This window comes from Rhodococcus sp. P4_F5 (genome assembly GCF_056401315.1).
Window position 1 is genome coordinate 1 of sequence record NZ_JBFUJP010000080.1, and the last position, 21,468, is coordinate 21,468.

The following is a 21,468-nucleotide window of genomic DNA, read 5'->3' on the forward strand; positions in this document are numbered from 1 at the left end:
GTGAGCGCGTCGGGCCCGCCGCCCCCGCCGGACCCGCCGGCCGCGGCGCCCACGGAGCCGCCCGCGCAGTCGCCGCGCGGACCGATGGGCATGGCGACCGGTCCGTCGGCCAAGGCCATGAACTTCCTGCCGTCCGCGAAGCGGCTGCTGCGCCGGCTGGCCCCGCACCGGTTCGCGGTGGCGGTGGTGATCGCCATGGCCACGGCGAGCGTGGTGCTCAGCGTGATCGGTCCGAAGATCCTCGGGCACGCCACCAACATCATCTTCGACGGCATCGTCGGCAGGCAGCTGCCCGCCGGCCTGACCAAGGACCAGGCGGTCGAGGGCCTGCGTGCGCAGGGCCAGGACACCTTCGCGGACATGGTGTCCTCGATGAACGTGGTGCCCGGGACCGGGATCGACTTCACCGCGATGGGTCAGGTGCTGGCCCTGGTCCTCGGGCTCTACGTGCTGTCCTCGCTCTTCGCCTGGGTGCAGGCGTACCTGCTGAACATCATCGTGCAGGGCACCATCAAGAGCCTGCGCGCCGAGGTCGAGGACAAGATCCACCGGCTTCCGCTGCGCTACTTCGACACCAACCCCCGCGGTGACCTGCTCAGCCGCGTCACCAACGACATCGACAACGTGGCGCAGACCCTGAACCAGGTGATCAGCCAGATGCTCATGTCGCTGCTGTCGGTGATCGGCATCCTCGCGATGATGCTGTGGATCTCGCCGCTGCTGGCCCTGGTCGCCGTCCTGACCGTGCCGCTCTCGTTGCTGGTCACCACCCAGATCGCCAAGCGGTCGCAGAAGCACTTCGTGGCGCAGTGGAAGACGACCGGCGCCCTCAACGCGCAGATCGAGGAGACGTTCACCGGCCACGAGTTGGTCAAGGTGTTCGGCCGTCAGCGCGAGGTGCAGGCCGACTTCGACGAGAAGAACCAGGAGCTGTACAAGTCCGCGTTCGGCGCCCAGTTCATCTCCGGTCTGGTGATGCCCGCGATCATGTTCCTGGGCAACCTCAACTACGTCGCGGTCGCGGTGATCGGCGGCATGAAGGTGGCGTCCGGCTCGATGAGCCTCGGCGACGTGCAGGCGTTCATCCAGTACTCGCGCCAGTTCACCCAGCCGCTGACCCAGATCGCGAGCATGGCCAACCTGATGCAGTCCGGTGTGGCGTCCGCCGAGCGGGTGTTCGCCCTGCTCGACGAGGAGGAGCAGAGCGCCGACCCGAAGCCCGCCCGGAGTCCGGCGGTCGCCCGCGGGCACGTCGAGTTCCAGAAGGTGTCCTTCCGCTACAAGGAGGAGCAGCCGCTCATCGAGGGGCTCTCGCTCACCGCGCAGCCCGGCCACATGGTCGCGATCGTCGGCCCCACCGGCGCGGGCAAGACCACGCTGGTGAACCTGATCATGCGGTTCTACGAGGTGGACTCCGGCCGGATCCTGTTGGACGGCACCGACATCGCGCAGATGACCCGGGACGACCTGCGCTCCCGGGTCGGCATGGTGCTACAGGACACCTGGCTGTTCGGCGGCACCATCCGAGAGAACATCGCCTACGGACGGCCCGGCGCGACCGACGCGCAGATCGCCGAGGCGGCCCGGCTCAGCCACGTGGACAAGTTCGTGCACACGCTGCCCGACGGCTACGACACGGTCATCGACGCGGAGGGCAACAACGTCAGCGCCGGCGAGAAGCAGCTGATCACCATCGCCCGGGCGTTCATCGCGCAGCCGTCGATCCTGATCCTCGACGAGGCCACCAGTTCGGTGGACACCCGTACCGAGCTGCTGGTCCAGCACGCCACCGCGGCGCTGCGCAGCGACCGCACCAGCTTCGTCATCGCGCACCGGCTCTCGACGATCCGGGACGCGCACCTGATCGTGGTGATGGAGGACGGGCACATCGTCGAGCAGGGCACCCACGAGGATCTGCTGGCTCGCCGGGGCGCGTACTTCGACCTCTACAACAGCCAGTTCGTCGGCGCCGCCGTCTGAGGAGAAGCGGCCGCCGCGCCGCCCTGTGACAGGATTGCCACGTGAATTCCGCAGTACAGCCGCAGGCCGGCGTGGGTCCCGCGAAGCGTCCCGAATCGATCTTCACCATCGGGACCCGCCTCGAGGACCGCCTCGGCCGCACCGGCACCGTCCACACCCCGCACGGCGACATCGCGACGCCGTCGTTCGTGGTGGTCGGTACCAAGGCGACGGTCAAGGCGGTGCTGCCCGAGTCCGTCAAGGAGCTGGGCACCCAGTCGGTGCTGGCCAACGCCTACCACCTGTACCTGCAGCCCGGCGCCGACATCGTCGACGCGGCGGGCGGGCTGGGCAAGTTCATGAACTGGGACGGCCCCACCTTCACCGACAGCGGCGGGTTCCAGGTGATGTCGCTGGGCGTCGGCTTCCGCAAGGTGCTGGCGATGGAGTCGGTGGGTGTGCAGTCCGACGACGTGATCGCGGACGGCAAGGAGCGGCTCGCGACGGTCGACGACGACGGGGTCACCTTCAAGTCGCACCTCGACGGCAGCAGGCACCGGTTCACCCCCGAGGTGTCGATGCAGATCCAGCACCAGCTCGGCGCGGACATCATGTTCGCGTTCGACGAGCTCACCACCCTGCTCAACACCCGCGGTTACCAGGAACGCTCGGTCCAGCGCACCCAGGAGTGGGCGATCCGCTGCATCGCCGAGCACGAGAAGCTCACGGCCGAGCGCGCGGACAAGCCGTACCAGGCGCTGTTCGGCGTGGTGCAGGGCGCGCAGTACGAGGACCTGCGCCGGCAGGCCTGCCGCGGCCTCGAGTCCATCGAGGGGGAGAACGGCTACGGCTTCGACGGCTACGGCATCGGCGGCGCGCTCGAGAAGCAGAACCTGGGCACCATCGTGCGGTGGTGCAACGAGGAGCTGCCCGAGCACAAGCCGCGGCACATGCTCGGCATCAGCGAGCCGGACGACTTCTTCGTCGCCATCGAGAACGGCGCCGACACCTTCGACTGCGTCAACCCGTCACGGGTGGCCCGCAATGCCGCCATCTACGTGCGCTCGGGCCGTTTCAACATCAACACCAGCCGCTTCCGCCGCGACTTCACACCCATCGACGACGAGTGCGACTGCTACACCTGCGCCAACTACACCCGCGCGTACATCCACCACCTGTTCAAGGCGAAGGAAATGCTCGCCTCGACGCTGTGCACCATTCACAACGAGCGGTTCACCGTGAAGCTGGTCGACGACATCCGCGCCAGCATCGAGGGCGGCTACTTCCACGACTTCAAGGCGGAGACCCTCGGCCGGTTCTACGGCCCCGACAAGCCGTAACGGGCCGCCGGTCAGGCGGCGAGCACGTACGTCGGCTCGCGCTTCTTGATGTACGCGATGACGCGGTAGGTGATCGGCATGACCAGCACCTCGACCAGGATCTTCCACACGACGCCGACGATGAGGTAGTTCACGAAATCGCCGCCGGTGGTGATGCCGATCGCGCCCGCGGCGATCGAGCAGAAGATCAGGGTGTCGGCGAACTCGCCGACGACGGTCGACCCGATCAGCCGCGCCCACAGGTGCTTCTCCTTGGTGCGTTCCTTGATGGCGACCATCACCAGCGAGTTCAGCAACTGTCCGACGAGGTAACCCGAGAGCCCGGCCAGCAGCAGTCGGGGGTAGACGCCGACCACGGATTCCAGTGCCGCCTGGTGTTCGTAGAAGTCCGCCGACGGCAGCGCGAGCAGCAGCCAGAAGCAGCCCGCCGCCAGGATCAGGGCGCCGAACCCCAGGTAGATCGCCCGGCGGGTGGCCTTGAAGCCGTACACCTCGCTGAGCACGTCGCCGAGCACGTAGGCGAGCGGGAACAGGAAGAAGCCGCCGTCGGTGATGATCGGCAGGATCTGCAGCGGCCCGATGCTGAGCTCGGATCCGGCGAAGAATGCCACCCCCTTGGTGGCGCAGATGTTCGAGATCAGCAGCACGGCGGTGAAGAGCGCCACGATGGTGGGGTAGTAGCCCCGGCTGACGTGGGCGAAGGTCGCGGTCTCGGGAGCGGTCTCCACCGGTTCTGACACTGTCACGACGCCATCCAAGCACCATGACGACGCCGGGCGCGAACCCAGACCCGGCGGGGTCGGTTCGCGCTCGGCGTCGTGAGCAGGCGTGCAGCGGTGGGTCAGGGGGCGACGCGGCCCCCGACGACGACCCGGTACGCGTAGGTCGAGGCGATGATGGTCACGGGGTAGCTCACCAGGAGGCCGACCAGGCACAGCAGGAAGCCGACGATGTTGAGCCCGATCAGCGCCAGGGTCAGCAGCGCAAGTGGGCCGACGTTCTGTGAGATCGCACCGAAGCTGGACTTGATTGCGGGGATCGCATCTTGCTGTTGGTCGATGACGAACTGCAGGGTCCACCAGGTCAGGAAGACGATGATGATGCCCGGGATGATCAGTAGGACGAAACCGATGCCGGACATCAGGCCAACCAACAGGCTGGCGAGGATGACCGCGCCCACGTTGGTGAACTGGAAGAACGAGCCGATGGTCGGGGTGTTGCCGTCGAGTTCGTGCAGGGCTCCGCGGACCAGCGCGGCATTGACGAGATAGCCGACGACGACGCTGACGATCGTGCCGATCACGCCCCACACCGTGTAGAAGCTGGCCACGTCCATGGAGTCGGAGTCGCGCCCGAAGATCAGGCTGAGCGCGACCTCGATGAGAACGATGACCAGCAGGATGCCGATCCACACGCCCGCATTGGCCTTGTATTTGTTCCAGGCGTAGCCGAGTGCGTCGCCGACGGTGAGCTGGGGGACGCCGCCGGGTCCGCCGAAGCCGGGCGGTGGTTGCGCAGGCGGACCGTAACCGGGTGGAGGCGGTGGCATGTAGCCGCCCTGACCGGGGGGCGGTGGGTAGCCGCCGGGGGCGCCGTAGCCGGGGGGCGGCGGGTAGCCGCCGGGCATGTTCGGGGCGCCACCCTGCTGCGGGTTGCCCGGCTGGCCGTAGTTCGGCGGCGGCGGGGGGTATCCGCCAGCGGGATTCTGGGGCGGGTTCTGCGGGTTCTGCGGGTAATTCGGATCGGGATTTCGCCCGGTGTTCGGATCACCGGGTGGCGGGTTTTCGCTCACTTGGGTCCCCTTGTCGACGGCGTCATGGTTGAATTTCTCACCATTTGGCAGTGCGAGCATGACCCTACGTGGTATCCGGCCATTCATTGCCGGAAACTGGTACCGATTCGGATTCGTTCGTCGGCGGCAGGGAGGGGCACCCCGACCGCGCGTCCGTGTCGGTCGCGGTCGGGGTGACGCGTCTACCTGCGCTTGAGTTCCTTCACGTCCTCGGAGATCTTGATGACTGCGACGTAGAACTCGAGACTGATCCGGATCAGCGCGAGGAAGACGATGAAGCCCAGCGAACCGAAGAGGAGGGCGAGTAGCCCTGCAACGGGCTCTTGGGAGAAGGCCGAGACGACCATGACGAGAAGGCCGAGCCCCATCATCGCTGTCACCAGGATGTAGAGGACCTTGACGACCTTCGGCGTCACGTAACTGTCGAAGTTGAAGTCGAACAGGGCTGGGAAGAACCCGGCCGCCTGCTGGCTGACGCCGCCGGGTGCCGGCGGCATCGGCGGCGCCGACGGGTATCCGCCGTATCCGCCAGGCGCCGCGGGACCCGGGTAGGACGGGCCGGGCTGCGTGCCGTAATCCACCGGGTTTCCGTATCCCTGGGTAGGGATTTGTCCGGCCTGCGGGAATTGCCCGCCGGATACCCCCGGATTATTCGGATCGTTCGGTCCGCCGCTTGTCATGTAGCCCCCTACTTATGTGTTCATCCGCGAATTCGGATGCCGACACAGTACTGGGGCGGTGAGGAAATGCCCGGTAGGTCCTGGCGAGACATGCATCTCTTTTCGCGGATTCGTCTCAGGGCGTGGTGAACACCCAGGGAGTGCTGGGAAGTGCGTTCGGGTCGAAGGTCGCAAGCAACTCGGCCGTGGTCGGCCGGTCGTCGGCGCCGGCCATGCCGAGAGAGACCGCCATCATCGCGCGGACTTCCTCCGGGGTGCGCCCGCGGGCCCGTTGGTCGGCCAGGGTGACGGCGCCGTCCCGCTTGGCGAGCCGCTTGCCCTCGGCGTTGAGCGCGAGCGGCACGTGCGCGTAGTGGGGTGCCGGAAGATCCAGCAGGGACGCGAGATAGGCCTGCCGTGGCGCGGACGAGAGCAGGTCGTCGCCGCGGACCACCTGGTCGATGCCCTGTGCGGCGTCGTCGACCACCACGGCCAGGTTGTACGCGGGGATCCCGTCGCCACGCCGCAGCACCACGTCGTCGATGGCATCGGTGTAGCTGCCGCGGCGCATGTCTTCGACTGTGTACTCGGGCTTTTCGGCGCGCAGCCGGATCGCGGGCGTCCGGCCCTGCGCGCGCTTGTCCGCGCGTTGTCCGTCCGTCAGGTTCCGGCAGGTGCCCGGGTAGTGCCCGTCCGGGCCGTGCGGCGCCGAGACGGCCTGCTGGATTTCCCTTCTCGTGCAGAAGCACTCGTAGGTCAGGCCGGCGTCGACGAGGGTGGCGACGGCGGCGTCGTAACGGGGGAGCCGGTCCGACTGCCGCACGACCGGGCCGTCCCAGTCCAGCCCGAGCGCGGCGAGGTCGTCGAGCTGGCGCTGCTCGGCGCCGGGCCGGACCCGGTCCAGGTCCTCGACGCGGATCAGGAAACGTCGTCCGGTGGAACGGGCGAACAGCCAGGCCAGCAGTGCGGTGCGGAGGTTGCCCAGGTGCAGGTCACCCGAGGGGCTGGGGGCGAACCGTCCCGCCCCGGACGCGTGCTGGTGCATGAGTGAACCCTAGCGAGCCGTCAGGGGCCGCCCGGGTGGGGTGGGGACGGCAACGGCCCCCGACCGCGAGGGTCGGGGGCCGTGAACGCGAGCGGTGGAGACTAGCTGCTGAAGCCGCCGACCAGCTGGCCGAAGATCTTGGCAACGCCGCCGAGCAGCGCGCTCGCGATGTCGGCTCCGCTGCTGCCGCTGCCGGCGGCGGGCTCGGCGATGTTGGTGATGTCGGCCATGTGGATCCTCCAGGGAAAGTCGCGTTGTCGTTGGTGCACCACGGACGGTAGCCGAAGGGCATATCCCCCCGCATCTGCTGGAAAGAGGCGCTCGTCACAGGGTGGAGGCCGATCGTGTCCAGGCGGCGGCGACCAGGTGAACGCGATCCCGACGAACGGGAAATTCCTGTGTGCGAACGGCTTTCGAATCGGGCAATCGGGTCAGGCCCGGCGCCCCAGGGCGCCGAGGAGGCGAGTCTGCTCGTCGGCGTCGGCCGGTGTCTCGACGGCCGGGCCGCACACGCCGGGGGAGCGGAGCATCTCGCCGGCCTGCTCGACGAAGCCGGCCACCAGGGCGAGGTCCCCGGCGGGGATGGTCTCGTCCAGTCCGGTGGCGTGCGCCAGGTCCCAGCGGTGCACCACCAGGTCGAAGCAGAAGAAGGTGCCGAACGTCGCCGCGACGGAGGTGCGACCCATCTGGCTGTCGTACTCGAGGCCGGCGCGGGCGGGGTCGTCGAGGATCTCCAGGACGGCGTCGCGGGTCTGCGTCCAGGCCCCCGCCGGGTCGACATCGACGTCGGGCACCGGCGGCAGCGTCAGTCCGACGTTGCCGAGCGGGTAGGACTGGGTCTCGACGACGTGACGCAGCACGTCGCGGGCCGTCCACCCCTCGCAGGGGGAGTCGGCGTCCCAGCGGTCGGCCGGCACCGACTCGACGGTGCGGGTCAGCGTATCGGCGAGGCGGCGGTAGAGGGCGGCGGTCTCGGTTGTGGTCATCGCCACAGTCTGCGCCGGGGCACCGACACGGTCTTGGACATTCGCGTCACGACCGGTCGACGGGAACGGCCCCGCCCGGCGGATGCGAGGCGGGGCCGTTCTCGAAGGCGATCTCAGCTGAGGCTGAGGTTGTTCAGCGTCGAGGCGATGCTGGTGAGGGTGTCGCCGATGATGCCGACGATGCCGGTGGCGGTGCCGTTGACGGTGGGGGCGATGTTGCTGGAGCCGAGGTCTGCCATGGAAATCCTCCGGGGGTCACGGGGTGCGCGCCGAGGGCCGGCGTTCGCGGCGGGACGTTATCGAAGAGTCCTACGCAACGCAGCGCGTGTCTTCGTGGCCTCGGGTTCCGGGGGAAGGATCCGTCGAGGTCCGGGCCATGATGCGCCGCCGGTCGTGGCGGTCGTCACACCCCTGTGGGGCGCGGATCTGCCCGGGGTGGGCGGCCCCCGGATACGACGATGGCCCCCGATCCGGAGATCGGGGGCCATCGTGTGGCGGAGGATAGGGGATTTGAACCCCTGAGGGCGTTAACCCAACCCGCGTTCCAGGCGAGCGCCATAGGCCACTAGGCGAATCCTCCGTGGGCGAGCATACCGGGTCACCTGCCAAACCACGAAAACGGCCCCCCGGACCGGCCCCCGACCCCGGTTGCGCGGCGCGATTGCGGCCCCGCTGTCCACGCCCGCCGAGTCGTCGGTATGCTCGTCTGTGGATCCCGCGCGGCGCGCATCCTGTGAACTCCCCCAGGGCCGGAAGGCAGCAAGGGTCAATGGGCTCTGCCGGGTGCGCGGGGTCCCCTTTAATTTCCACCCCAGCTCCGCCGCCACGGTGTGAAAGGTCTTTCGGGATGCCTACCCAAACCCAGATTGGGTTGATGAGCCATGAGGAACTCCGCTCCGAGCATGAACGGCAGTCTGCGAAGTACGCGCAGCTGAAAGCCGAGAAGCTCGCGCTGGACCTCACCCGAGGAAAGCCCGCACCCGAGCAGCTGGACCTCTCCGCGGGGCTGCTCTCCCTGCCCGGCGACGGCGACTACCGCGACGGCGCCGGCACCGACTGCCGCAACTACGGTGGACTGACCGGTCTGCCGGAGCTGCGTGCCATCTTCGGCGAGCTGCTCGGCATCCCCGCCGCGAATCTGCTGGCCGGCAACAACGCGAGCCTCGAGATCATGCACGACGCGATCGTGTTCTCGCTGCTGCACGGAAACCCGGACTCGCCGCGGCCGTGGTCGCAGGAGCCGGTGGTCAAGTTCCTGTGCCCCGCACCGGGTTACGACCGTCACTTCGMCATCACCGAGTCCTTCGGCATCGAGATGATCGCCATCCCGATGCGCGACGACGGCCCGGACATGGCGAAGGTCGCGGAGCTGGTCGCCGCCGATCCGCAGATCAAGGGCATGTGGGTCGTCCCGACGTACTCCAACCCGACCGGTGCCGTGTACTCGGAGGACGTCGCCCGCGCGCTCGCGTCGATGCCCGCCGCCGCCCCCGACTTCCGCATCTTCTGGGACAACGCGTACGCCGTGCACCCGCTGGTCGCCGAGTGCGCCCCGGCCCTCGACATCCTCGGCATGGCCGCCGAGGCCGGCAACCCGAACCGTCCGCTGGTGTTCGCGTCCACGTCGAAGATCACCTTCGCCGGAGCCGGCGTCAGCTTCTTCGGCAGCTCCGACGCGAACCTGGCCTGGTACCAGCAGCACCTGGGCAAGAAGAGCATCGGCCCGGACAAGATCAACCAGCTCCGCCACCTGCGCTTCTTCGGGGACGCCGACGGTGTCCGTGCACACATGGACAAGCACCGCGAGATCCTGGCGCCCAAGTTCGCGCTGGTGCTGCAGATCCTCGAGGACCGTCTCGGTGCGTCCAAGGTCGCGTCGTGGACCGAGCCCAAGGGCGGCTACTTCATCAGCCTCGACGTGGTCGACGGCACCGCGAAGCGGGTCATCGGGCTCGCGAAGGACGCCGGCATCGCCCTGACGGCCGCCGGATCCGCGTTCCCGTACAAGCAGGACCCCGAGGACCGGAACATCCGCCTCGCCCCCAGCTTCCCGTCGACGGACGAACTCGCGAAGGCCATGGACGGCGTCGCGACGTGCGTCCTGCTCGCCGCCGCGGAGCACGCGCTCACCAAGCAGTAACCCCGAACACAACAGTGGCGGGGCGCCCTTGCGGGGTGCCCGGCCGTTGATGATGAAGGTGTCGCACCGGTCAGTGCGAGCGGGCAGGTTCTCGGCGTTCACCGCGACGATGTCGGAGCGGCCGTCCGCCGTCCGCCGTGCCCGTGATCTCGGTGGGCCGCGCCGCCAGAGTCAGGCCGAAACGCGTCACAAGCCATCCCGGAGCCGACTCCGTCGTGAGACGCGCGAGTCCTCCGGTGTGTTGCACGTGGGGAGGTTCACCGGCGCGGCCCCCGGCCGCAGCGCGGGTGCGATGGTGCTCTTGGCGTCGAACTCGGCGAGCACTTCCTTCGCCCGGTCCTCCTTGCCGACTGCGGCGGCCAGCCGGGTGGTGAGTTCCTGTCACGACTTGTCGGAGTAGTCGGACAGCAGTGTCGGGGCGAACTGGGACGGGGGCTGGACCTGCTGGGCGGCCGAGTCGCGGATCTCGACCGGCCGGTGCAGGTGCTGTTCGAGGGCCGGGTGACCGCCGTGGAGACCCCGATCGCCCCCACCCTCGACCGACTCGGTGGCCGCGACCTGACATGCACGGACGCTCGGTGCAGACGCAGATCGCGGGCCTGGGCGTGAGCAGGTCACGCTTCTGATGGCGACCGGCGTGCTCGAACCCCGCCTGATCGAGGAGAATTTGAAGATGCGGGACCTATTGCAGGGCAACGTAATTCGACGTTGACTGCCGGGAGTTCCGCGGAGGCCGTGACTACATCCAGTGGCGGGATGCGCTGGTCGAGGGGGCCTCGGCGCTGCTGGGCCACACCGAGTGACCCCGTTCGGAGTCCGGCGCGGGTGCTGGGGTTGCTTCCGGGTGTCGTCCGTGTCGGCGTCTCCAAACTGCGCTCGATACCAACCCTCGATCTGGCTGCAGGCCGCCGCGGGATTGGTCCGTACCTATCTGTGTCCGATGAGCTCGGCGGAATCGCCGGTTTTCCAGCAGATTTACGGCAAATCGAAGAAATCTTTGGTTCGCACCTTGACTTGTGATGCGAGTCACGCTTACATATGAATCTGAACTTAGATTTACATGTTGACCCGGCAGGGAGGCGTGTCGTGCAGGAACTCGTGGTGGACGCCGGTGGACTGGCCGACGTCGGTCTGCTTCTGCTTCGTCTTGTCGTGGGTCTGTTGATCATCGGACATGCCGTCCAGAAATCCTTCGGATGGCTCGATGGGGACGGATTGACAACCACCGCAGCAAGTTTCGATCGGGTTGGCTATTCGCCGGGTCGGCCGATGGTGGTGATCGCGTCGATCGCCGAGATCGTCGGTTCGTTGCTGCCCCTCACCTTCTCCGTCGTCGCTGCGACCCTCGCTCTGACCGGTGCGGGCGGGTGGTCGGTGGACGGGCTCGTCGGCCTTGTCTTCCCCGTCTGGGTCCCGGTGGTGAGCCTGCTGGCCGGGTGTCTCGGGGCAGCAGGGCTAATCGGGATACGGGCCCTGCTGCTCCGGCGCGACACAACAGAGCCTCACGTCAGCACCGTCAACTGACAAGCCGCCGGTTGCGGCTTCTCCCTCGCCCACGCTCGGCTCCTGCTTGCGCTCCATCCAACCCCTACCAACTGCCCTGGAGAACGAATGAAGAACAAGCTCAAGGTCCTCGGCCCGACGCTCGCGATCGCACTCGCCATCACCGGCTGCTCCTCCAAGGCCGCCGATGCTGCCGGCTCGGCGGACAGCGGCGGCGTGAAGACTGGCGCCGGCGTCACCGCCGACGCCATCACCCTGGGTTCGCTGGTGCCGCTGAGCGGTCCGATCGGTGGCCTCGGTCAAGATGGCGTTGCTGGCATCCAGCTGTGGTTCGACAAGGTCAACAAGAACGGTGGCGTGTGTGATCGTCAGCTGCGGATCGAGTCGCGCGACAACAAGTACAACACCCAGGAGACCATGACGCAGTACACGTCGCTGCGTTCGGACATCGCCGCGATCGTGAATCTGTCTCCTGGCACAGATGCGGTGACTCTCGGGCCGAAGCTCGCTCAGGACGGACTGGGCGTCATGGCCGGCTCTTTCGACCCCGTGCTGCTGGCCGTGCATGAGGCATTCATGCCGGGTTCGCCGTACGACGTGGAAGCCGTGAACGGCGTCGCCTACCTGGTGAAGCAGGGGATCCTGAAGGAAGGCGACACGATCGGTGTCATCGCGTATCCGAACGGTATCGGAGCGGCGGTTGCGAACGGTGTCGCCGGTGCGGCCGAGCAGTTCGGCCTGAAGGTGGAGAACACAAAGATCGACAGCACGGCGACGGACGCGACCGCGCAGGTCAACACCTTGCGGCAAGCGGGTGCAAAGGCGATTGTTATGGGAACCGCAGCTGCACAAACTGTTTCGGCGGCGTCTGTGGCGAAGGCCAGCGGGTATGACGTGGTCATTCAGTCCACGAATCTCCTGTCCAGTGGCGACCTGGCAGGACCGGCACGCGATGCGCTTGCCGATCACGTCGTCCTGACATCCAACAACGCACCGTTCAGCTCGAATGCGGCACCGGTACAAGAACTCTTGTCTGCCTGGACGGCTAAGTACGGCGACCGGCCCGCCACGTCGCCCGCCGCCTCCGGCTATTTGATGGCGCAGTTGCTCGAAAAGGGCTTGAGTCAGGCCTGCAAGGACAAGGATCTCACCCCGAAGGGCATTACTGCTGCGATGAGCAAGATGGGCGCCATCTCCACCGCCGGGCTTGCTGTCGATCTCGATTACTCCACTCCGGGCAAGGCTCCCTCGCTGTCCTCCTTCATCATCAAGCCCGATCCGAATGCCAAGGGTGGCACAGTAATTGTGCAGGACCCCGCAGCCAGTGACGCCGCGGTCAAGTACGCGGCCGACAAGGGCTACACCAAGTGATTGCAGGGCAGGGAGGCTCACGATGATCGAAGTCGATTCCCTTGCAGTGAGTTACGGAACCGCCAAGGTTCTCCATGACGTGAATCTGCGCGTCGATGACGGGCAGATCGTAGCGCTGATCGGAAACAACGGTGCCGGCAAAACCACACTCCTGCGGGCACTCTCGGGACTGCTAGGGGCCCAGGGTGGACACGTGGTCGCCGGGACCATACGTGGCGAGGGTCTGGATCTCAACCGGAGCAAGGCGGACAAGATCGTTCGGCACGGCATCGTCCAGGTGCCGGAAGGGCGTCGAATCTTCGCGCAACTGACCGTCCAGGAAAATCTCATGGCCGGCGCACTGTCGGTGCGCTCTCGGTCCCGCGTGGCGGCCAGCTTGCGCCGAGTACGCGAGCTCTTCCCGATCCTGGTGGACAGGTCGGGGCAAACCGCCGGCTTGCTGTCCGGCGGGGAGCAGCAGATGCTCGCGATCGGACGGGCTCTGATGAGCGAGCCGAAGGTACTGCTCATGGATGAGCCGTCGTTGGGTCTGGCGCCGCTCATCGCTCAGCAGATCATGGAGACGATCACACATGTGAATGCGGACGGGACGAGTGTCCTTCTGGTCGAACAGAACACCAGGCTCGCTCTGTCCRTCGCACACCATGCGTATGTCCTGAACGGCGGGACCATGGCAGCCGAAGGGCCTGCGGCGGAACTGATCGACTCCGACATACTCCTCGAACTCACGCTCGGCAAGACTGCCGCTCACGGTTCCGCCGTGTCGGCCATGACAGGGGAAGGGCACGATGTCTGAAATAGACGGGAATCTTCTCACGGCCGAGGGCTTGACGGTTCGGTTCGGCGGTGTCCTGGCACTGGACAATGTTTCGTTCGCTATCAAGCGCGGCACCATTCATGCATTGATCGGTCCGAATGGAGCCGGGAAGTCGACGTGTTTCAACGCTCTCACCGCGTTGTACCCGCTGGCGTCGGGCGAGGTCCGTCTCGGTGATGAGCGGCTCGATACCCTGCCGCAACACGAGATCGTCACCCACGGAATTGCTCGTACCTTCCAGAACCTGGTGCTCCCACCGCACCTCACCGTCGCGGACACACTTCGGGTCGGGCGTCACCATCGGACCCGCACTGGGATGCTCGCCGCGGCATTGGCTCTGCCGTCGGCTCGCCGTGAGCGAGCCGAGGACGAGCGAGTAGTTCAGATAATGGCGGAGGCGCTGGGTATCGAGGAGTACCTCGACCAGCCTGTCGGGCCATTGCCGTATGGCATCCGCAAGAAAGTGGAGATCGCGCGCGCCCTGTGTGCGGAGCCGTCGCTGCTGTTGCTCGACGAACCGGTTGCGGGCATGAACGACGCCGAATCACGTGCTTTGGGTGAGCAGATCCGGGAGTGCCGCGACCGCTTCGGCCTCACTGTGCTCCTCGTCGAGCACGACATGGAGTTGGTGCTCACTCTCTCCGACCACGTCACGGTCTTGCAGTCCGGCAAGGTGATTGCCGACGGCGCACCTGACGTCGTGCAACGGGACCCTGCTGTCATCGCCGCGTACCTCGGTACGGACGCGACGCCCTACGAATGGGAAAGGACTTCTCGTGGATAACTTTGTGAATGCCTTGGCTGGGGGACTGTCACTCGGTGCGCTGTATGCCGTGATGGCCCTCGGATTCGTGGTCATTTACCGGGCCACCGGAATCCTCAATTTCGCCCACGGTGGGTTCCTGCTCGCGGGTGTCTTCGTGGCGGCGCTGGTCAGTGAATCGCATGGATATCTGGTGGGCGTGCTGGCCGGACTCGCGGTGGGTGCGTTGGTAGCGATCATCGTTGATGTTGTTTTCATTCGGCAGTCCCGGACTCAGGATCATGTGACGCTGACGATCCTGACTCTCGGTGTGAACTTGCTGATCGTCACCGAAGTCAGCCGTCGTCTCGGTTCAGAGTCGTGGGCCCTCAACGATCCGGTCGGGGACCGGATCGTCGAATTCGGGATGATCACCATGCCGGCCGCCCGGCTGATCGCGCTCGGGGTTGCGGTGACCGCAATCGTCGTGTTTCTGCTCCTGTTCCGCTTCACCAACTGGGGCCTGGCGATGCGCGTGGGCAGCCAGGACGCAGAGGTCGCCAAGCTGATGGGGGTGCGTCTGTCGCGGGTGTCCTGGACGAGTTGGGCAATCGGTGGTGCGCTGGCTGTTCTCGCCGGATTGTTCCTTGCTTCCTTCCCCGCCGCGGGTGTTTCATCTTCCTTGGCGGACACGGCGTTTCGCGCTTTTCCAGCCGCAGTGATCGGTGGTCTGGGATCGGTCGGTGGCGCTCTGGTCGGTGGCATGATGCTCGGCCTGATGGAAGCGTTTGCGGCGACCTACGAGAGCGCATTGGGCGGATGGGCGCACAACCTGTCCGGTATCAGCGCGTGGATACTGCTGTTGGTTGTTTTGCTGGTGCGGTCCGAGGGTCTGTTCAGTTCGAAGCAGGTGGCCCGTGTCTAGAGGACGTTTGCTCGTAGCCGGACTCCTGGTAGCGCTGGTTGTCGCACCGTACTTCGTCACTGAATTCTGGTTGCAGCTCGGTGGCCTGGCCATGGCTGCGGCGATCGCTGCGATGGGCTTGACGATGCTCGTGGGCGTCGCCGGTCAGATTTCGTTGGCCCATGCAGTTTTTGTCGGCATCGGAGCGTATGGATACGTCATCCTGGCGAGCCCGTCGGGTGAGAACCTATGGGGCCTGGGTCTGCCACCCGTTGTTGCTGCCGTGGGTGCAGTTCTTGCCGCGGGGATCGGTGGCCTGCTGCTCAGCCCGCTCTCGAGTCGGGTGACCGGACTCTACTTGGCGGTCGTCACCATCGGGTTGGTGTTCATCTGGGTCCACTTCCTCAACGAGGTCGAGCAATTCAGCGGTGGCTATATCGGCCGTGCGGTACCGGAATTCGATATCTTGGGCTTGAACTTCGGTGACAGCGAGCCGTGGCACATATTGGGCGTGCCCTTCGGCGCAGTGGAAAAACTATGGCTGCTCGGAATCGTCCTGGTAGTGGTTACCTATATTGCTGCCCGTCGGATCGTGCAGGCCAGGCCGGGGTTGGCTCTGTCCATGGTGCGCGAGAGCGAAGTGGCGGCCGCATCCATGGGGGTCAACGTGGGCCGGTACAAGGCCGGGGCCTTCTTCGTCGCCTCGGTGTACGCGGGCATTGCCGGCGTGTTCCTCGCCGTCACCATTCAGTTCATTACCCCACAGGCGTTCGGGTTCACGCTTTCCACTGATTACTTGGTGATCATCATCATCGGCGGTCTCGGCAGCTTGCGCGGTGCCATCGCCGGTGCCGTGTTCGTCACGGCCCTGCCCCGACTGCTCGGGCAGTTCGCGGGGAACATCCCGTTCCTTGTTCCCGTGGGCCAGGGTGGCATCGACGCCAACGTGATGAGCGTCTTCGTCTACTGCGGCCTGCTGATTCTCGTCATCATGTTCGCCCGCGGCGGGCTCGACCGGGTCCTGGGGTGGATGGCCGGGCCGCAACGCCGCTCCCGCCCGGCGCCTGAGCCGAAGCAGGACCCGGTGACCCAACCCAAACCGGACCCGGCACCTGCGCCGAAGCAGGAGAAGGAGACCGTCTGATGTATACGTGGCTGCACGTCCTGGATTGGCGTGCTACGTCCGATCCGGACACCCTCGCCGTGAGCGACGACCGCGAGCAGTTGACCTACCGGCGCCTCCGCGACCGTGTGGAGGACACCGCCGCGAGTTGGTACGCCCTCGGTGTCCGGCCGGACGACGTCGTTGCGGTGCTCGCTCACAACAGCACCGAATTCCTCGTCCAGACAATCGGTCTCATCCGGCTCGGAGCGCTGCCGCTGCTCGTGAACTGGCGAATGACTGCGCACGAGATCGATCGGTTGCTCGACATCACCACACCCGTCGGCATCTTCGCCGACGAGGCGTGCCGGTCCGTTGTCGGTGACCGCGCCGACCTTGTACGAGTGGTGGCGGGACCGGGCGGCGACGGCTGGACCGAGGCCGGCAGCGTCGTCGGCCCACCCGCACCGTACCCACATGACCGGTTGCACAGCGATCAGGTGGCCTTCCTCATGCACACCAGCGGCACCACCGGGTTGCCCAAGGTGATCCCGCTCGACCACGGCTCCCTCATCCGCGGGCTCGCGGGGTTCGCGATCGACATCGGAGACCAGCAGCGGGGCAGCCGACACCTGGTGATGATGCCGCTGTTCCATCTCGCGGGTTTCGCCCAGGCGATGCAGTGCTTCCTCACCGGGGGAACGCTTTTCATCCATGACGGAGTCGAGATAGACCGGGTCATCGACGCGATCGTGCGGGACCGCATCCAGTTCTTCACAGCCGCGCCGACCATCATCGAGATGCTCGTCGACGCGATGGAGGGAGCACGACAGGGCGAGGATCTGTCGAGCCTGCGTGAGGTGCAGTACGGCGCCGCGCCGATCGATTCCGAGTTGCTGGAGCGGGCCGTGCGTGTGATCTGCAGGCGGTTCCGGCAGATCTACGGCAGTACCGAACTACAGGGATTCCTGTCGGTCCTGCGACCGGAGGATCACGTTCCCGGCAGCACCCGACTCGGTTCCGCGGGCCGAATCTCGCAGGGCTGGGAGGCGCGCATTGTCGGTATCACCGGGGACCCGCAGCCGGTTGGCGAACCCGGTGAGCTGTGGGTTCGCAGTGAGAACATCATCCGCGAGTATTGGCACAATCCGGGGGAGACGCGGGCGGCCTTTACCGACGACGGCTGGTACCGAACGGGTGACATGGCGGTGCTCGACGAGGACAGCTTCCTGCATATCGTCGGGCGCTCCAAGGACATGATCATCAGCGGCGGCGAGAACGTCTACCCCGCCGAGATCGAGCGCGCGCTGCTGGACCACCCCGCAGTGGTCGAGGTTGCTGTCGTTGCACGGCCCCATCCGAAGTGGGGCGAGACCCCGGTGGCGTTCGTCGTCTGCGCCCCGGGCATGGATCCGGATGACGGTGAGCTCGCCCGCCACTGCCGGGAGCGGCTTGCCGGTTTCAAGCGCCCGTCCTCGATCGAGCGAATCGCGGAGTTGCCGCGCAACGCCCTGGGCAAGGTTCGCAAGGTCGAGCTGCGCGAACGTGTCGGATCCGGCCCCGCATGAACGGCCACTGGCCAGGTGTACGAGAGGACTGAGTGAACATGCACAACCACCACCGTTCGATCGGACGGATGCTTCAGTATTGGGCGCAGGAACGGCCGGACTCACCCGGCATCGCCGTCGAGGGCGTGGTCGAGCGCACCTTCGCCGAGTGGTACCGGCGCAGTAGCAGGCTCGCCACCGGTTTCGCGGGTCTGCGGCCAGACAGCATCGGAGGGCTCGGTGTCGGATTCGCCGGCAGGAACGCCGTGGCCTGGGGCGAGGTGCTGGCCGCGGCCTCGCTGATGAGAGCCCTTGCGGTGCCGCTCAATTGGCGGTTGAGCTACCGGGAAATGCAAGAGATCGTCGTGGACGCGGGCCTGGATGCGATCGTGGTCGAGGCTGAATTCATGCCGCTGATGGGGCACCCGGTGCCCGAGGACGGCCGTGCCCGGCTCCTCGTCCCGGGCGCGGAGCCCCGGGACTTCGAACGGTGGCTGGCGCAGTGGTCGGCGGATCCCGTAGAGCCGCAAGCAGACCCGGAGGACATTGCGCTGGTGGTCTACACCTCGGGAACGTCCGGCCGTCCGAAGGGCGTGCAGTTGTCCAACCGGGCCATAGCTGCCAACCTCGCCTCCGATCCGCCGTGGCAGATCCACCCCGGGGACGTCGTGATGGTGCCGGCTCCGAACTTCCACATCTCCGGAACAGGATGGACCTTCTACTGTTTGGGGCTGGGCGCCGGCTCGCACCACGTCCTGGAGGTCCGCCCGGAGCTGGTGTTGCGTGTCCTCGCCGGTGGGCGGGTCAACCACGCCCTGACCGTGCCGGCGGTGGTGCAGATGTTGGTCGGGCACGAGGACGCCCGGAAGTCGACGTACAAGGAGCTGCGCACCCTGATCTACGGAGGGTCGCCGATGTCGCCCACCATCGCAGAGGTCGCACGGGACATCTTCGATTGCGACCTGATGCAGGGCTACGGCATGACCGAAACCTGCGGGCCGATCACCACTCTCGACGCCGACGATCATCGCAGCGGAGGTGAGCGGCTCGCCTCGGCCGGCCGGCCTGTGTCCGGAGTCGAGATGGGCGTCTTCGACCCCGTCACCGGGGAACGCGCTCCGGTGCGGACCACCGGTGAGGTCTGGACGCGCAGTGAGATGCTCCTGAAGGGCTACCGCAACCAGCCGGACGAACTGGCCGCGGTGCTGCGCCCCGACGGCTGGTTCCGGACCGGCGACGCGGGCTACCTCGACGAGGACGGCTATCTGTTCCTCTGCGACCGGGTCAAGGACATGATCATCACCGGTGGTGAGAACGTGTATCCGGTGGAAGTGGAGAATGTGCTCATGTCCCATCCCGGCGTGCGCGACGCCGCCGTCATCGGCGTACCGCACCAGCGCTGGGGCGAGACTGTCAAGGCTGTGGTGGTGCAGGCCGGCGACGACATGGATGTGGACGAGTTGATCGCCTACTGCCGGGAGCGTCTGGCGCACTACAAGTGTCCGACCTCGGTCGACGTGGTGCAGGAACTTCCGCGCAACCCCAGCGGCAAGCTCCTCAAGCGTGAGCTGCGCAGGCCATTCTGGGAGGGGCGCGGGCGAGGGATCGCATGAGTGTTCTCGGAGGGATGGAGGGGGACGACTGTGGTTGCTCGGTATGAGGAGGTGGCGCGGTCACTGTCCCAGCGGATCGAGGACGGGTCCTACCCGGTGGGATCGAAGTTGCCGACCGAAATGAATCTCGCCGACAGCTACGCGGTGTCACGAGCCACGGTCCGCTCGGCGTTGGATTCCCTGGAGCGTCTGGGCATGGTGTCGCGGCGGCGCAAGATCGGGACGCGTGTGGAGTCGGCGCAGCCCACCAGTGGATATACGCGCACCGTTACGAACATGAACGACCTGGTGCAGTACTCCGTCGAGACCCGGCGGCTGGTGTTGTCCCGGGACGAGGTGGTCGCCGACCAGGCCCTCGCTGACCGGATCGGCGGCCACGCCGGCGAATCGTGGACCCAGATCCGCATGCTGCGACTCGGCGAGTTGGGTGAGGAACTCCCGGTGTGCCACACCGACGTGTACCTCGACCCAGAGGTCGCCGCGATCGTCGGTGACCGCCTCGAGCGTCCGGACGGTCTGATCAACGAGATCGTCGAGCGGTGTACCGGGCGGCTGACCGATCGTGTCGAGCAGCGCATTCGCGCGTGTGCCCTGCCGAAGGATCTCGCCGCACAGTTGCATGCCGAGGCCGGTTCGCCGTGTCTCGAAATCACCCGCAGATATGTCGAGAGTTCGGGAGCGGTGGCCCAGGTGACCGTGTCGATCCACCCGGGCGATCGCTTCGATTTCAACGTGCCGATGCAGAGGCAGCGTTGAGAAAAGTCATGGAGGAAAAGTGAGGATCACCGAGATCCGCGAAATCGATGTACCGCTGGTCGGGGCCATCTCGAACGCGGTCGTCAGCTTCGACCGGCACAAGGTCTCCCTTGTTGCCGTTTTCACCGACACCGTGCGCAACGGGCGGCCGTTGGTGGGTGTCGCCTTCAACTCGATCGGACGGCACTCCCAGGGCGGCATCCTGCGCGAGCGGATGATCCCGCGGGTGCTCGACGCGGACCCGGACACGCTCCTGTCGCCCATCACCGGGCTGCTGGATCCCGCCCGGGTTCTGCGGTGCGCGCTCACCGACGAGAAGCCCGGCGGCCACGGCGACCGCGCGGCGGCGGCGAGTGCGATCGAGCTGGCCCTCTGGGATCTGCTCGCCAAGTACCACGACGAACCGGCGTACCAGACGATTGCGCGTGCCTACGAGCGGACGCCGCTGGCGGCGGGGGTGCCGGTGTATGCCGCCGGTGGCTACTACCAGGACGTCGACGACCTGGGTCGGCTGCGCGCGGAGATCGCGGGCTACCTCGCGGTCGGATACCCGGCCGTCAAGATCAAGATCGGCGGTCTGCCGCTCGACGAGGACCTGCGCCGGATCGAAGCTGCCATCGAGGTCACCGGGAGCGGACAGCACCTGGCGGTCGACGCGAACGGCCGCTTCGACCGCAGGCAGGCCCTGGAATACGCCGAGGCGCTCGCGCCGTACGGCCTGCGCTGGTACGAGGAGGCGGTCGATCCGCTCGACTTTGCCCTGTACGGCGAACTCAGCGAGGCGTACGACGGCGTGATCGCGACCGGCGAGAACCTCTTCTCCACACAGGACGTCGGCAATCTCCTGCGCTTCGGTGGATTGCGGCCGGACCGCGACATCCTTCAGATGGATGCGGGTCTGAGCTACGGGCTGACCGAGTACGCGCGGATGATCGCGCTCATGGAGCAGCACGGTTTCGACCGTACCGCCGCTATGCCGCACGGCGGGCACCTGGTGAATCTGCACATCGTCGTCGGGCTGGGTCTGGGTGGCTGTGAGGCCTATCCGGGTGTGTTTCAGCCGTTCGGCGGTTACAGCGCCGACTGTTCCCTGGCCGACGGTCTCATACGGCCGGCCGACCACCCCGGGTTCGGCCTGGAGGCGAAGATGGGCTTGGCGGAGAAGGTTGCGGGGTTGGTGGCATGACTGTGC

At 66.6% G+C, this 21,468-nt stretch carries 20 protein-coding genes, 1 tRNA gene and 1 other RNA gene; 14 read left to right on the plus strand and 8 right to left on the minus strand.

All coding sequences use genetic code 11. The features are described 5' to 3' along the window. Both AC1DU4_RS22605 and tgt read left to right on the plus strand, forming a co-directional pair. Positions 1-1,980 carry an ABC transporter ATP-binding protein gene (locus AC1DU4_RS22605; protein ID WP_477843663.1) on the plus strand — a complete coding sequence of 660 codons (1,980 nt, stop codon included), beginning with the start codon at positions 1-3 and terminating at the stop codon, positions 1,978-1,980. Between the two features lie 41 nt (positions 1,981-2,021). Then, complete coding sequence (tgt, locus tag AC1DU4_RS22610) at positions 2,022-3,299, plus strand: tRNA guanosine(34) transglycosylase Tgt (protein WP_371851150.1); 1,278 nt, start codon at positions 2,022-2,024, stop codon at positions 3,297-3,299. Between the two features lie 11 nt (positions 3,300-3,310). On the opposite strand, the gene AC1DU4_RS22615 is transcribed toward tgt, so the two are convergent. From AC1DU4_RS22615 to AC1DU4_RS22650, 8 genes are all read right to left on the minus strand, one after another. Continuing rightward, complete coding sequence (locus AC1DU4_RS22615) at positions 3,311-4,039, minus strand: queuosine precursor transporter (protein ID WP_371851151.1); 729 nt, start codon at positions 4,037-4,039, stop codon at positions 3,311-3,313. A 101-nt stretch (positions 4,040-4,140) separates the two neighbouring features. Further along, on the minus strand, positions 4,141-5,151 hold the full coding sequence (locus tag AC1DU4_RS22620; protein WP_477843666.1) for a DUF2189 domain-containing protein: 1,011 nt from the start codon (positions 5,149-5,151) through the stop codon (positions 4,141-4,143). A 122-nt stretch (positions 5,152-5,273) separates the two neighbouring features. Beyond that, entirely contained in the window at positions 5,274-5,672 is a 399-nt protein-coding gene (locus AC1DU4_RS22625) for a DUF4282 domain-containing protein (RefSeq protein WP_477843668.1), read from the minus strand. Positions 5,673-5,886: 214 nt separating this feature from the next. Further along, on the minus strand, positions 5,887-6,795 hold the full coding sequence (gene gluQRS, locus AC1DU4_RS22630) for a tRNA glutamyl-Q(34) synthetase GluQRS (RefSeq protein ID WP_477843670.1): 909 nt from the start codon (positions 6,793-6,795) through the stop codon (positions 5,887-5,889). Between the two features lie 101 nt (positions 6,796-6,896). Beyond that, the gene (locus tag AC1DU4_RS22635) at positions 6,897-7,025 is read right to left on the minus strand and encodes a hypothetical protein (RefSeq protein ID WP_255312522.1); all 129 of its coding nucleotides are present in this window, start codon (positions 7,023-7,025) and stop codon (positions 6,897-6,899) included. Between the two features lie 201 nt (positions 7,026-7,226). Next, positions 7,227-7,781, minus strand: coding sequence for a TIGR03086 family metal-binding protein (locus AC1DU4_RS22640; protein ID WP_477843672.1), 555 nt, complete (start codon positions 7,779-7,781; stop codon positions 7,227-7,229). Between the two features lie 113 nt (positions 7,782-7,894). Continuing rightward, positions 7,895-8,020 (minus strand): hypothetical protein, encoded by a 126-nt coding sequence (locus AC1DU4_RS22645; RefSeq protein ID WP_255312523.1) that lies wholly within the window; start codon positions 8,018-8,020, stop codon positions 7,895-7,897. A 253-nt stretch (positions 8,021-8,273) separates the two neighbouring features. Next, positions 8,274-8,361 (minus strand) — tRNA-Ser (locus AC1DU4_RS22650). Positions 8,362-8,488: 127 nt separating this feature from the next. On the opposite strand from AC1DU4_RS22650, the gene ffs reads away from it, so the two are divergent. From ffs to AC1DU4_RS22710, 12 genes are all read left to right on the plus strand, one after another. Continuing rightward, positions 8,489-8,583: signal recognition particle sRNA small type (gene ffs / locus AC1DU4_RS22655), an RNA gene on the plus strand. Positions 8,584-8,628: 45 nt separating this feature from the next. Further along, positions 8,629-9,921, plus strand: coding sequence for an aspartate aminotransferase type Ic (locus AC1DU4_RS22660; protein ID WP_477843674.1), 1,293 nt, complete (start codon positions 8,629-8,631; stop codon positions 9,919-9,921). A gap of 1,086 nt (positions 9,922-11,007) precedes the next feature. After that, positions 11,008-11,445, plus strand: a complete 438-nt coding sequence (locus tag AC1DU4_RS22665) for a DoxX family membrane protein (RefSeq protein WP_477843676.1) — start codon at positions 11,008-11,010, stop codon at positions 11,443-11,445. An 87-nt stretch (positions 11,446-11,532) separates the two neighbouring features. Next, positions 11,533-12,795: an ABC transporter substrate-binding protein gene (locus AC1DU4_RS22670; protein ID WP_477843678.1), complete on the plus strand. Its 1,263-nt coding sequence runs from the start codon at positions 11,533-11,535 to the stop codon at positions 12,793-12,795. Between the two features lie 22 nt (positions 12,796-12,817). Then, a complete protein-coding gene (locus AC1DU4_RS22675; protein ID WP_477843680.1) occupies positions 12,818-13,591 on the plus strand; it encodes an ABC transporter ATP-binding protein in 774 nt (257 codons plus the stop codon). Then, positions 13,584-14,396 (plus strand): ABC transporter ATP-binding protein, encoded by an 813-nt coding sequence (locus AC1DU4_RS22680; RefSeq protein WP_477843682.1) that lies wholly within the window; start codon positions 13,584-13,586, stop codon positions 14,394-14,396. The genes AC1DU4_RS22675 and AC1DU4_RS22680 overlap by 8 nt, the downstream gene beginning before the upstream one ends. Beyond that, complete coding sequence (locus tag AC1DU4_RS22685) at positions 14,389-15,279, plus strand: branched-chain amino acid ABC transporter permease (RefSeq protein WP_477843684.1); 891 nt, start codon at positions 14,389-14,391, stop codon at positions 15,277-15,279. The genes AC1DU4_RS22680 and AC1DU4_RS22685 overlap by 8 nt, the downstream gene beginning before the upstream one ends. A 7-nt stretch (positions 15,280-15,286) precedes the next feature. Beyond that, positions 15,287-16,402: a branched-chain amino acid ABC transporter permease gene (locus AC1DU4_RS22690; RefSeq protein WP_477843686.1), complete on the plus strand. Its 1,116-nt coding sequence runs from the start codon at positions 15,287-15,289 to the stop codon at positions 16,400-16,402. After that, positions 16,402-17,928 (plus strand): class I adenylate-forming enzyme family protein, encoded by a 1,527-nt coding sequence (locus AC1DU4_RS22695; RefSeq protein WP_477843688.1) that lies wholly within the window; start codon positions 16,402-16,404, stop codon positions 17,926-17,928. Before AC1DU4_RS22690 ends, AC1DU4_RS22695 begins: the two co-directional genes overlap by 1 nt. A 68-nt stretch (positions 17,929-17,996) precedes the next feature. Continuing rightward, the gene (locus AC1DU4_RS22700) at positions 17,997-19,520 is read left to right on the plus strand and encodes an AMP-binding protein (protein ID WP_477843690.1); all 1,524 of its coding nucleotides are present in this window, start codon (positions 17,997-17,999) and stop codon (positions 19,518-19,520) included. 30 nt (positions 19,521-19,550) lie between these two features. After that, entirely contained in the window at positions 19,551-20,276 is a 726-nt protein-coding gene (locus AC1DU4_RS22705; protein ID WP_477843692.1) for a GntR family transcriptional regulator, read from the plus strand. 19 nt (positions 20,277-20,295) lie between these two features. After that, entirely contained in the window at positions 20,296-21,462 is a 1,167-nt protein-coding gene (locus AC1DU4_RS22710; RefSeq protein WP_477843694.1) for an enolase C-terminal domain-like protein, read from the plus strand. The last annotated feature ends 6 nt before the right edge of the window (positions 21,463-21,468 follow it).